The sequence below is a fragment of the Streptomyces luteogriseus genome (assembly GCF_014205055.1).
Taxonomy (GTDB): domain Bacteria; phylum Actinomycetota; class Actinomycetes; order Streptomycetales; family Streptomycetaceae; genus Streptomyces; species Streptomyces luteogriseus.
Map to the genome: position 1 here is coordinate 5,095,992 of NZ_JACHMS010000001.1, position 11,800 is coordinate 5,107,791.

The window sequence follows — 11,800 nt, forward strand, 5'->3', positions numbered from 1 at the left end:
CAGGGGATGATCGGCCCGGTGTGCTGTCGGAACCTGGTGATAGAAAGAGGCGTCTTAGAACTTTATGAAGCGACTCTGAGCGTGTTGAGCATCTCAGGGCGTGGCTAAAAATCAGTGATCGAACGGGGGAGCCGCTGATGACTCAGCCGCCCAGTCAGCCGCCGCACGGTGGCTTCGGAGCACCGCAGAACCAGCCGCCGCAGGGCGGTGGGTACGGGGCACCGCAGCCGCCCCAGGGCCCGCCCCAGACGCCGCCGCCCCCGCAGGGCCCGCCGCAGCCGGGCTACGGCTACCCGCAGCAGCCACCGCAGCAGCCCGGTCCGTACGGGCAGCCGGGACAGCCGGGGCCGTACCACCCCGGCCCCTACGGCCAGCCCCAGCAGCCGGGGCCGTACGGCCAGCCCGGCTACGGCTACCCGCAGCAGCCGCAGTACCCCGGCGCGCCCGGCACCCCGCCCGGAGGCGGCTCGAACAACCCCTTCAAGGGCAAGCCCGCCTTGATCATCGGCGCCGCGGTCGCCGCGCTGCTCGTGGTCGGCGGCACCGTGTGGGCCGTCACCGGCGACGACGGCAAGAGCAAGAAGAAGCCCGTCGCCCAGAAGACCGACGACCCCAAGGCCGGCTCCTCCGCGCCGGTCGACCCCGGTGACGGCAGCGGCGACGGCGGCGAGGACCCGGAGGACCTCAACGCGGGCCGCCAGGCCGGCGAGGCCAAGGTCCTCTGGTACAAGGAGGCGCCCGACGCCCCCGGTTCCGGCGCCGACGCCGACGGCATGTGGATCACCGACAAGACCGCGGCGAAGGCCGCCTACAAGCAGCTCTTCGGCTACAACGTCGGTGACGGCAAGCCGTCCTGGGACGCGATCACCTTCCCGCAGAAGATCTGCGCGACGACTCCGCAGAAGACGTCCGACGACAAGATCGTCGTCGCGTACATGAGCGGCAGCAGCGACCGCGCCAAGTGCAACCAGCTCCAGGAGATCGACCTCGTCACCGGCGAGAAGGGCTGGAAGGGGGAGGTCGGGGACGGCGCCCTGTTCGACTCCACGCTCTCCGTCGAACTGTCCATCACCGGCAAGACGCTGATGGTGGGTCGCTCCCAGTCCGGCACGGCGTACGACGTCACCAACGGCGACAAGCTCTTCGACAAGAAGAAGTACGGCAACGCCTGCTTCCCCGCCGCCTTCGCCGGCGGTGAGAAGCTGATCGCCGTCTCCTCCTGCGGCGCGGGCACCGACAAGGAGCACGACGAGATCCAGGAGCTCGACCCGAAGACCGGCAAGGCCAGGTGGACCCAGCCGTTCGACAAGGGCTGGCGGGTCGCGCGCACCTACTCGGTCAGCCCGCTGGTGGTCTACAGCACCAACGAGGACAAGAAGGCCTGGAACATCTCCACCTTCACCTCCGGCGGCAAGTTCCGCTCGCAGGTCGGCTTCGACGAGGACTTCGCCCCCGAGTGCGGCTGGGCCATCCTCGAGCGCAACCTCACGGGCTGCCAGGGCGTCGCCGCCGACGACTCCACGCTCTACCTGCCGACCAAGGCCACCACCGGCGCCAACGAGATCGTCGCGGTCGACCTCGCCAACGGCAAGGAGAAGTGGCGCGTGAAGTCGCCCGCCGACGAGTCGATGCTGCCGGTGAAGACCGAGGGCGGCAAGCTCATCGCCTACGTGCAGCCGTCGTACGACGCGGGCGGGCAGATCGTGTCCATCCCGACCGGAGGCGGCAGCCACAAGCCGTCCAAGCTGCTGCAGAACCCCGAGGGCGCCGCGGACATCGAGGACAGCTTCTTCTCCAAGGACGTCGACTGGGTCGACGGTCGCTTCTACATCTCGACGACCCGGCTGAGCGGGAACGACGACACGAAGGAGAAGTTGATGCTCGCCTACGGCAAGTGACTCTTCCTCCTTCTTCCGAGATCCCCCCGTCGCCCGTCCCCTTCCCCGAGGTACCCACGCCATGACCCAGCCGCCGCCCCCGCCGCCCCAGCAGCCCCCGCAGGGGGGCGGCTTCGGACCACCCCAGGACCAGCCGCCGCAGGACCAACCGCCCCAGACCCCGCCGCCCGCGGCCGGGCCGAACCTCGGCAAGACCCCGGAGCCGGGGTACGGCTACCCCCAGGCCCCGCAGACGCCGCAGGCCCCGCAGACGCCTCCGCCGGCCGCGCCGCAGACCCCGCCCACGCCTCCGCAGGGGTACGGATATCCGCAGGGCGCTCCGGCGCCGCAGGCCCCGCAGAGCCCGCCCGGCTACGGTTACCCCGGTCAGCAGCCCCAGCAGCCAGGGGCGTACGGGCAGCCGCAGCAGGCGCCGTACGGACAGCCGCAGGCGCCTTATGGGCAGCCCGGTTACGGGCAGCAGCCCGGTTACGGCTATCCGCAGCAGCCGACCATGCCGTACCAGCCGCAGGCCGGACAGCCCGGCGGCGGCAAGAAGCTCAACGCGCAGCTGCTGATCATCGTCGCCGCGGTCGTGGCGATCGCCCTGATCATCGGCGGCGGCGTCTGGTACGCCTCGTCCGGCAAGGACGAGGGCAGGGAGAACGACACCGCCGGCCAGAGCGGCGGCACCGGCGGCACGGACGACGACAACGGCGGCACCACCTCCGGCAAGGAGAAGGCGCCGTCCGACCCCAACGCCAAGGTCCTCTTCCAGGTCCCGGCGCCCGAGGTGAAGAACGACAGCACGGTCGTCGTCTCCGGCTCGTGGCTCACCGACAAGGCGTACGTCAAGAGCGGCATCGCCCGGATCGTCGGCTACGACCGCGACAAGGGCAGCGAGCTGTGGAAGCTCCCGCTGGCCGGCCCGGTCTGTCAGGCCAGCCGCCACGTCACCGACGACAACCTGACGGCGATCCTCTACCAGCCGGCGATGCCCACCAAGGCCGATCCTTCGCACGGGTGCAGCCAGATCGCGCTCATCGACCTCGACGCCGGCAAGAAGCTGTGGACGAAGACCGTCAAGACCGGTGACCAGCTGATCAACTTCGACAACATCACGCTCAGCGGGAAGACCGTCGCCGTCGGCAGCACCAGCGGCGGCGCCGCCTTCGACGTCTCCGGCAAGCTCCTGTGGAGCCCGAAGCCGGCCGACTCCTGCTACGACGCCGGGTACGGCGGCGGCGAGAAGCTGGTCGCGGTGCGCAAGTGCGGCTCGTACGACCAGCGGCAGCTGCACATCCAGACCATCGACCCGAAGTCCGGGAAGGTGATCTCGGAGTACAAGATGACCGAGGGCATCGAGTACGCGAGCATCGTGTCGACCAACCCGCTGGTCGTGGCCGCCGACGTCGGTGACTCCGCGGGCGACGGCAGCGGCATCTCCGACTTCTTCTCCATCGACAACAAGACCGGCAAGCTGCGCACGCGCATCTCCGCGCCGGGCGAGCAGTTCGCGGCCCGCTGCGAGGGCATCACCCGCGTCGAGGCCTGCAACCTGCTGGCCGTCGGCAACGACCGGCTGTACCTGCCGACCGAGGAGCACGACGGCACCGGCAAGTACAGCCAGACCAACGAGATCGTCGCCTTCGACCTCGCCACCGGCAAGCAGACCGGGCAGCGGGCCGACGCGGGCGACGGCTACACGATCTCGCCGCTGCGCATGGACGGCGGCAACCTGATCGCGTACAAGCGTCCCCCCTACGACAAGGGCGGACAGATCGTGAGCATCGCCGGGGACAGCTTCAAGCAGACGACGCTGTTGCAGAACCCCGCGACGGAGTCGGTCCGCGAGGTGGAGACCAGCATGTCGCCGGAGTACTCCGAGTTCCTGTACGCCGAGGGGCACCTTTACATGTCCAAGGTGTACGCGAGCAAGCGGTCGACGGTGCGGGAGAAGGAGTACCTGGCGGTCGGCTTCGGCACGAGCTGACCAGGCCCGGGCCGGGCACTGATTGGGTTCCTGCCGGGCTCTGATCGGGTACTGACCGGTTCTTGATCGACTGATGGCTGATGTGGCCCCGTCCCTGTTCAGGGGCGGGGCCACAGCTGTTTGGCGCGGTCAACCTGGAACGAGAGGTATTTCGGCGATCCGGGGCGATTCTCGCCGGTAGGGGGAGCGCAACGTCGAACAAGCGTGTAGCTTCCGGGGGCATGAAGGCGGGGGAGCCGGGGGGCTTCCATGGGGGGCTGGGGTGACTGGGGGGTTGCTCGATGGGAGTGCGGCTCATGGTGGTCGACGACCACCGATTGCTGGCCGAGGCGCTGGCTTCGGCGCTGAAGCTGCGGGGGCACCGGGTGCTGGCCGCGGCGGCGCCGGCCGCGGGGGCGGCGGATCTGGTGATCACACGGGCGCCGGAGGTGTGCCTGCTGGGGACGGCGACGCCGGCGGAGCCGGGGATCTTCGACCCGGTGGTGAAGATCAAGCGGGAGCGGCCGCAGGTGGCGGTGCTGGTGCTGGGGCCGGTGCCGAACCCTCGGGGCATCGCCGCGGCGTTCGCGGCGGGGGCGTCGGGGTACGTCCGGCACGATGAGCGCATAGAGGGTGTCGAGCGGGCGATCATGAAGGCGCGGTCGGGGGAGGCGGCGGTGGCGCCGCAGCTGCTGCAGGGGGCGTTCAGCGAGTTGCTCAACCCGGCGGCCCAACCGGACGACGAGGGCCAGCGGTTGCTCCAGATGCTCACGCCGCGGGAGGTGGAGGTCCTGGTCCGGGTCGCCGACGGCGAGGACACCCGCCTGATCGCGGCGGGCATGGGCATCGCGCCGTCGACGGCGCGTACGCATGTCCAGCGGGTGCTGATGAAACTGGGCGTGGGTTCCCGCCTGGAGGCGGCGGCGTTGGCGGCGCGGACGGGGTTGCTGGACCGGGCGGGCGCGGTGACCCGGGGCACCGGGCCGGAGACCTGACCGGCTGCCCGCCGAGCCGAGGGGCAGGTGCGGGTTCTGGTCGATCTCAGCCCTGACCGGCACCCGACTCCCCACCGTTTTCACGGGATGCGCACAGTAAATCCACAGCTGCCAGCGGGAGTTGTGGCTCCGGGTCGGTGAACCCCCAGGGCTCTTTCGCGCCACTCCACTCCTGGGTCGACAAAACATCCTGGTCGATTCGAACTCCTGTGCCTAAAGTGATCGTCGCGCTCGGCGGAGCTGACCACTCCGCCACGGGCGCGTCAACCGGCGACCGGGGGAACATCGTCGCCACGGGGGGAGGGGCGCACCGGTATGCCGCGGCGGCATCGCCGGTTCGTCACGCGTCTCTCCGCGTATGCCGACCTGACCCCCGGACGCCTTCCTTTGCGAAGAGGGGGAGTTTCCTTGCGCCCGAGACCAGGGCCTTTCCTGCCCAGAACCAGATTCCGGACCGGATCGGGCAGACCCCGGTTCCTGACGTCCGTCGTCACGTCCGCCACGGCGGTGGCCGTACTGGCCGGTGTGGCCGTCCAGTCCGGCGCGCCGGACCGGCTCACCGGCACGCAGGCAGCAGCCGTCCCAGGCGCCCCGTCCGCGTCCGACTGGTCCGACGACACGGCGGCCGAGCAACTCCGCCAGGATCAGTGCCTCATGGCAGAGGTGCTGCGCCTGGGCGGACCGTCCATGGCCGCGACCGCACAGGACGGGCTCAACCAGCCGCCGGACAAGCTGCACGCCCTGGCCGACCGGGAGCACTGGGAGGACACCCCGCTGGCCGTCGCGTTCCAGCGGGACAAGGACGCGGCCCGGAAGGAGCTCGACGCCCTCAACGACCAGCTTGCGGAGTGGGAGAAGCCGCTCAACGGGCTGGAGCAGCCGGGCGGCTTCGACTCGTTGGCCGACTGGCAGGACCCGCCCGGCTCGATCGGCAGTGATCAGGACGCCTTCCATACGCAGACAGGGTTGACGTCGTGGGTCGCCGACAAGTTCTGGAAAGACGAGGGCGACTTCTACGAGGATTCCACCCCCAAGGCCGACGCGAAGACCCTGAAGGTCGTCACCGATCTAGGTGGCCCTCTCTATGGCGAGAAGCCCTACGATCCGGACCTGCCCAATGACGAGCGGCAGCGGCAGTACGAGGAACAACGGGCGTTTGAGGGGTTGTTCGACACCTTCAACGGCAAGGGCGCCGACGACGCCCGCCTCTTCCTTGCCTCCGGCGGATTCCCCCGCACCGCCCCGGAGCCCGGCACGGCGGAGCACCGGATCGCGGTCGAGGACCTGAAGACCAGGTACGCGTCGTGCGCCTGGCGGGACCCGATCGACCCGAACAAGGTCCTGGACGGCATGGCCGACGCGGCCGCTTCGGAGTGGCAGCGGGAGATCACCTCCCAGGCGGCCCAGCGCAACCAGATCCTCACCTCCAGCAAGAACGCCACCAATGCCCTGGCCGCCGGCGCGAAGGCGCTGGGGAGCCTCCTGGGGCACTCGTGGGTCGCCGACCGTCTGGTTCGTTGGCAGGACTACTGGGCCCCCGGCGGTGCGGGCTGGATCGGCGACGCCCCGGCTGTCATCCAGGTCGAGGCGGCCCAGGGCAAGTGCCTGGACGCGGAGGGAGGCAAGACGACCTCCGGCACCCCGGTGCAGATCTACACCTGCAACAACGCCTTGGGGCAGCAGTGGCGGCTCCGCGCTGCTTCCGGTGACAGCTACGCCCTCGTCAACGTGAAGTCCGACAAATGCCTGGACGTCGAGAACAGCAACCCTGCCAACGGCACGAAGATTCAGCTCTGGACGTGCAACGGGAGCAAGGCGCAGGAATGGAACTTCGATGTCCGCGCCGTCAGTGAGCTGCGCAACGTCGCCACGGACAAGTGCCTGGACCTGAACAAGTTCGACAACAGCCACAACGCCTGGCTGTGGGGCTGCAACAGCACCAACCCCCAGAAGTTCAGGATGGTCCCCAAGGGCCACAACGGCACGGACAGCCAGTTCTACCCGGACAAGGCGCAGTTCGAGAAGGCTAAGAGGGGCGTCGCTGCGGCGCAGACGCAGGCCAAGAAGCAGCTCGACGTCCTCAAGGCCCAGTTGGCCACGGCGCAGAAGGACGCCGCCGCCAGCGACACCGCGCAGAAGGCCGCGTACCTCATCGCCGACGAGGCCGGTGCTCCGCGCGGCCGTGGTCTGCTGGTCGGTCAGCAGAAGGCGCAGGTCACCAAGGGATCCGTGGCCGCTCTGCAAGCGCTGGTGAAGGCCGGTGAGACGGCGGAGTCCGCCACCCGCGCCTCCGCCGGGGACAGCGCGACCATCGCGCAGCGGGCTCTGGCGCAGGCCGCGCAGTCGAAGGCCGAGTTCCGCAAGGCCGCCGCGGCGATGGCCGAGTCCCAGGCCAAGGCCGCGTCCGACGCGGCGAAGGTGCACCGCGACAACGCCAAGAAGGACAAGGAGACCGCGGAGGCCGAACTCGCCGAGGCGCTGAAGGCTGAGGGAGAGGCCAAGTCGGCCGCCGCCACGGCCAAGGCCGAGCGCCTGGCCGCCGAGGCCGAGGAGAAGACGGCCGAGGCGGAGAAGAAGAGCGCTGCGGCCAAGCAGGCCGAGGCTGCCCAGCACAAGAAGAACGCCGAGGCGGAGGCGACGAAAGCCAAGGACGCCAAGGAGAAGGCCGAAGAGGCCGAGGGCACCGCGGTCGAGAAGAAGAACGCTGCGGTAAAGGCCCGAGACAACGCCAAGGCCAAGCGGGACGATGCGTGGGAAGCCGAGCAGAAGGCCGACGCCGCCCGCGCCAAGGCGGATGCCAAGGAGGCGTACGCCGACTCACTCGAAGCCGGCGAAGCAGCCGACGACGCCCGCGCTGCGGCCAACGCGGCGGACCAGCACGCCGACGACGCCGAGGCAGCCGCCACCAGGGCCCGCTCCGAAGCGGACGCGGCGACGAAGGCGGCAGCGGACGCGGACGCGGCGGCCACGCGTGCCGAGGCGGCGGCCAAGCGCTCCCGCGCGCACGCGGACGCCGCCCAGGCCGCGAAGCTGAAGTCCGATGCCGCGGTGAGGACCGCGACGAGCGCCGCGGCCGACGCGATCGACGCCTCCGAGCACGCCTCCTCCGAGGCGAAGGCGGCGGTCGCGCTGGCCGACGAGGCGGAGAAGCAGGCCAAGACCGCCAAGTCCCACGCGGACGAGGCGAACAAGGAGGCCGCCAAGGCCGTGGCCGCCTCGGCGAAGGCGGCGGGCTTCGCCCACGTCACCGCCCGGGCCGCCGTGGACGCCGGCAAGGCCGCCGCCCAAGTCGCCACGCCGGCCAACGACGCGATCCAGCTCGGTTCCCCGTACGTCGACACCGACTCGGCCGCCGGTCTGGTGATCCTCACCGGCCAGGCGTCCAAGACGATCGCCGAGCAGCAGAAGGCGGTCGCCGACGCGCACGCCAAGAACGCCGCGGCGGAAGCCTCGGCCGCCAAGAACCTCGCCGACCAGGCGAAGGGCGACGCCAAGGCCGCCTACCAGCACGCCGCCAATGCCGCCGGACACGCCTCGACCGCCCGCACGTACGCCAAGGAGGCCCTCGACTACGCCGCGGACGCCGCCAAGGCCGCGTCCAAGGCAGCCGCGTCCCTGGCCCGCACCGTCGAGTACAACCGCCAGGCCACCGAGGACGCCGAAGCCGCCGACAAGGCGGCGGGCCGCGCCGAGAACCACGCCAAGGGCGCCCGGGACTCGGCGGACCAGGCAGCCCTCGACGCGGAAGCCGCCCGCACCGCCGCCTCGCAGGCCGAAGAGGCAGCCAAGGACGCACGAGCAGCGGCCAACCGCGCTGACACCGCCGCGACGGAGGCTGAGGAGGCAGCCAAGGACGCGGAGAGATACGCCAAGGAAGCCCAGGAAGCAGCCAGCCGCGCGGAGACAGCGAGCAAGAACAGCAGCATCCGGACAGGTGCTTCGGCAGGCGGCATCGGCAACGTCTTCTACGTCGACCGTATCCAGGTCGTCGGCGACCCGGAGAACGTCAAGAAGGACAACTGCGGCGTCATCAGCCACACCGGTGACTGCAAGGTCACGGCCACCATCCGGTACAAGGCCGAAATCGATGTGTACCTGTGCACGGCTCTGGACCTGCCCGCCACGCAGGCAGGATGCCCCGAATGGGAGACGCTGTTCCTCGGGACCCAGCCCGTCAGGGAGCAGAAGAGCACAGTCACCAAGACCATCTCGATGGTCGAGTTCAACTCAGGCATCGATCCTGTGGACGTCCTCCTGGGGCACTGGATCGACTGTGCCCAGAAGGTGGCCCCGGGCGGCGAAAACGGAAGCTGGGGAGGCTGCGGCTGGGCAGCATTCGATGTCGGCACCCTCATCTTCGGCGGCAAGATCACCCACGCCGTGGTCGACGGCATCCGTGCCCTCGACGCGTCACTGCGTACCGGCATCGGAGTCAGCGACGCGTACAAGGCCTTGAGGGCGCTGAACATGGACGCCAGTGCCCTCGCCAACATAAGTCGTACGGTGGCTGCGTACGAGGATGATGTCGCGGCGGCCTGCAAGGCGGTCGACGATTCCGCCCGGCTCTCGCGAGCGTTCGCTGCAGCGGCAGGTGGGCCGCCTTGCAAGTTCTGGAAGCTCACCCAGTTCCAGGGCCAGCGTGTCTACCAGCGGGACGACCTGATCCGCCCGGACTACGTGTCGCCCAACGACAACTACGGCCGCACAAACCTCAAGAGGATGCAGCAGGGCTTGGCCCCCATGGGCCCGGACGATAACCCGCTCAACCTCCATCACATGCTCCAGACGCAGGACGGGCCCATCGCCGAGGTGACGAAGAAGATGCACCTCGACGAGAACTATCATCAGCTGCATTGGAAGTCGGGGACCAAGATTCCCAGCGGCATCGACCGACCGGAATTCGACGCTTGGAAGAAGCTGTACTGGAAGAATCGAGCCAAGGAGATTAGTGCATGACGCCCGCTGTAGAGGCGAGTGAGCAGGTGATCGCGCTCATTCGTGATAACGAGGACATCGCAAACCATGCAGACGGCTGCGACACCGAGACACTGGCCGCCGCCGAGCACGCCATGGGCCTCGCCTTCCCGCCGTCCTATCGCTGTCTCATCGAGGCCTTGGGCACCTGGGACGTCCCCCCGAAGGAGTTCCTCGGCGTGTACCGGACATCCGCCAGGGGCGATGTTCTGCTGGGCTCCGTCGAGCAGACCCTGACGGCACGGAGCAAGGCCGGACTTCCGGCCGACTTGATGGTCGTCATGGTTGACGATGTCTGGGGTTACGTTGTCCTCGACACCTCCCAGCCGGACCAAGATGGTGAGTACCCAGTGTTCGCCTGGAACCCTGGCCTCCCGGACCGCGACAGCATGGAGAGACTTGCGGACGACCTCGGCTCCTTTGTCCTCAAGGAATGCCGACAAGCCATAGATCAGTGAGGTTGTAACGTAACGACGTTCCACGAAGGCGGGCGGGAAAACTTCTTGCCCGCCTTCACCCTCTGCTCTGCAGGACAGGTGCCGCACCTCACCACCCGAACCGCTGCCACGGCAGGCAAGGACGAGGTCACCGCTCTGTCCGGACGTTGCTCAGCGCCAGTCCGTCCGACCTGCCGTCCCCCCTCTCGGCTCCGCTACCCGCTATTTGAGAGCCGCCCTTCACTGAGCCGATGAGAACGGCGAACGCGTCAGCGCTCACTATGAGTCGGTTCCGGGTGAAGGGCCTTGGAGTGACCTTGTAGACGAAACCTTCCATTACGCGCTCGCCCTGGCCTGCCACCGCTATGACAGGCCATTGGAGAGGAGCCTCATGAGTTACAGCCCGTCGATCTATAAATTCATCGACGGTGGTGACATGCCCGTTGCGCCGGACCTGGAACTGGTACTGGCAGTCCTGGAGCCTCACGATGTCGGAGACCCGCAGCTTGCTGTGGGCGAGGACGGAAGTCTGCGGTTCTGGGTTCGAGCCTCTGACGGCAGCGAGGCCGAGATCTCCGCCGATGAAACCGGAATCCTGGTGGAGCGCCCACAGCCCGGTGAAGTCTTCGCCATTCTTGCTGAACTGGTCGTCAAGCTGAGGGCTGTGATCATCGATCCGAGTAGCGGCAGAGCAGTATGCCGTGAGGAGGAGCGAACGCAACTTCCCGCAGACATGCAGGAGGAGGTGATCGTCATCGACATGACCGGTGAGGCCCTTGAAGCTGCACTCACAGGACCGACTGACCGGGCGTCACAGTGACAGCCACCGCACCGTAAGTACCCATCGCATCACCCGCCGTCGCGCCTCTTGGACCATGTGGAGCGAGGGGCGCGGCCTGCGAGCCAAGGTAATCGAGAGTCACCTTGTGGGCGGCCGTCAGGCCGTACTTCGGGAAGTGAAAAGCAGAGCGCTGGAATAGCAGTGTGCAGGTGCCGATTGACCGTATAAAGGGATGAATCTGGCGCAGCGCGTCGCATATGAGCTGGAGCCGGCCCGAACGGTGGTCTGCCGAGGCCTGGCTCACGGTGGTCTGACCGCATTGACGGCGAGTGCTTGGGGGGGCGACCGCCGGTTGCAGACGCCTGCCGGCTCCGGTGGAGCGGAGAGGGCGTCTTCCCCTCCGCTCCACCGGCAGGCGATGCCCACATGTGCGGATGCGGAGCGGGGGGCAGACGCCCTTACTCCCTCGGCTCATCCCCCGGCGGCGGCGGAGCCACCGGCCGCAGCTTCAGCCACGCCAGGAAGAACAGACCCAGGGCCAGCATCCCCAGCCCGGTCCACAGGTTGATGTTCACCCCCGCCGCCTTGTCGATGTCCGCGTCGGACGCCGTCAGCCCCGCGATCGTGACGATGACGCCGTAGACCACGAACAGCCCGCCGATGATCCGCCGGATGTCGAACAGCCGCGCGGCGGTCGCCGACTTGCCCTGCAGCTCGGTGATTTCCCGTTGCAGGTCCTTCTCGGAGTGGGACTCGGACATGTG

General features: G+C 68.7%; 7 protein-coding genes. 6 read left to right on the forward strand and 1 reads right to left on the reverse strand.

The window, feature by feature from the left end; translation table 11 throughout:
• Window positions 1-137 precede the first annotated feature (137 nt).
• The 6 genes from BJ965_RS22655 to BJ965_RS22680 all read left to right on the forward strand — a co-directional run bounded on the left by BJ965_RS22655 (window position 138) and on the right by BJ965_RS22680 (window position 11,075).
• Window positions 138-1,898 carry an outer membrane protein assembly factor BamB family protein gene (locus BJ965_RS22655; RefSeq protein WP_184910339.1) on the forward strand — a complete coding sequence of 587 codons (1,761 nt, stop codon included), beginning with the start codon at window positions 138-140 and terminating at the stop codon, window positions 1,896-1,898.
• A 61-nt stretch (window positions 1,899-1,959) separates the two neighbouring features.
• Window positions 1,960-3,870 carry an outer membrane protein assembly factor BamB family protein gene (locus tag BJ965_RS22660; protein ID WP_184910340.1) on the forward strand — a complete coding sequence of 637 codons (1,911 nt, stop codon included), beginning with the start codon at window positions 1,960-1,962 and terminating at the stop codon, window positions 3,868-3,870.
• A 281-nt stretch (window positions 3,871-4,151) separates the two neighbouring features.
• Window positions 4,152-4,844 carry a helix-turn-helix transcriptional regulator gene (locus tag BJ965_RS22665; protein WP_184910341.1) on the forward strand — a complete coding sequence of 231 codons (693 nt, stop codon included), beginning with the start codon at window positions 4,152-4,154 and terminating at the stop codon, window positions 4,842-4,844.
• 654 nt (window positions 4,845-5,498) lie between these two features.
• Window positions 5,499-9,800, forward strand: a complete 4,302-nt coding sequence (locus BJ965_RS22670) for an RICIN domain-containing protein (RefSeq protein ID WP_313667781.1) — start codon at window positions 5,499-5,501, stop codon at window positions 9,798-9,800.
• The gene (locus BJ965_RS22675; protein ID WP_030844915.1) at window positions 9,797-10,276 is read left to right on the forward strand and encodes an SMI1/KNR4 family protein; all 480 of its coding nucleotides are present in this window, start codon (window positions 9,797-9,799) and stop codon (window positions 10,274-10,276) included. Before BJ965_RS22670 ends, BJ965_RS22675 begins: the two co-directional genes overlap by 4 nt.
• A 370-nt stretch (window positions 10,277-10,646) precedes the next feature.
• On the forward strand, window positions 10,647-11,075 hold the full coding sequence (locus BJ965_RS22680; RefSeq protein WP_184910343.1) for a hypothetical protein: 429 nt from the start codon (window positions 10,647-10,649) through the stop codon (window positions 11,073-11,075).
• A gap of 419 nt (window positions 11,076-11,494) precedes the next feature.
• On the opposite strand, the gene BJ965_RS22685 is transcribed toward BJ965_RS22680, so the two are convergent.
• A complete protein-coding gene (locus tag BJ965_RS22685) occupies window positions 11,495-11,797 on the reverse strand; it encodes a hypothetical protein (protein ID WP_184910344.1) in 303 nt (100 codons plus the stop codon).
• Window positions 11,798-11,800: the final 3 nt, after the last annotated feature.

What these genes read in the sequence shown, in the direction of transcription:
- BJ965_RS22655 (WP_184910339.1), top strand. Translation starts at nt 138, where the DNA reads ATGACTCAGCCGCCCAGTCAGCCGCCGCACGGTGGCTTCGGAGCACCG.
- BJ965_RS22660 (WP_184910340.1), top strand. Translation starts at nt 1,960, where the DNA reads ATGACCCAGCCGCCGCCCCCGCCGCCCCAGCAGCCCCCGCAGGGGGGC.
- BJ965_RS22665 (WP_184910341.1), top strand. Translation starts at nt 4,152, where the DNA reads ATGGGAGTGCGGCTCATGGTGGTCGACGACCACCGATTGCTGGCCGAG.
- BJ965_RS22670 (WP_313667781.1), top strand. Translation starts at nt 5,499, where the DNA reads ATGGCAGAGGTGCTGCGCCTGGGCGGACCGTCCATGGCCGCGACCGCA.
- BJ965_RS22675 (WP_030844915.1), top strand. Translation starts at nt 9,797, where the DNA reads ATGACGCCCGCTGTAGAGGCGAGTGAGCAGGTGATCGCGCTCATTCGT.
- BJ965_RS22680 (WP_184910343.1), top strand. Translation starts at nt 10,647, where the DNA reads ATGAGTTACAGCCCGTCGATCTATAAATTCATCGACGGTGGTGACATG.
- BJ965_RS22685 (WP_184910344.1), bottom strand. Translation starts at nt 11,797, where the DNA reads ATGTCCGAGTCCCACTCCGAGAAGGACCTGCAACGGGAAATCACCGAG.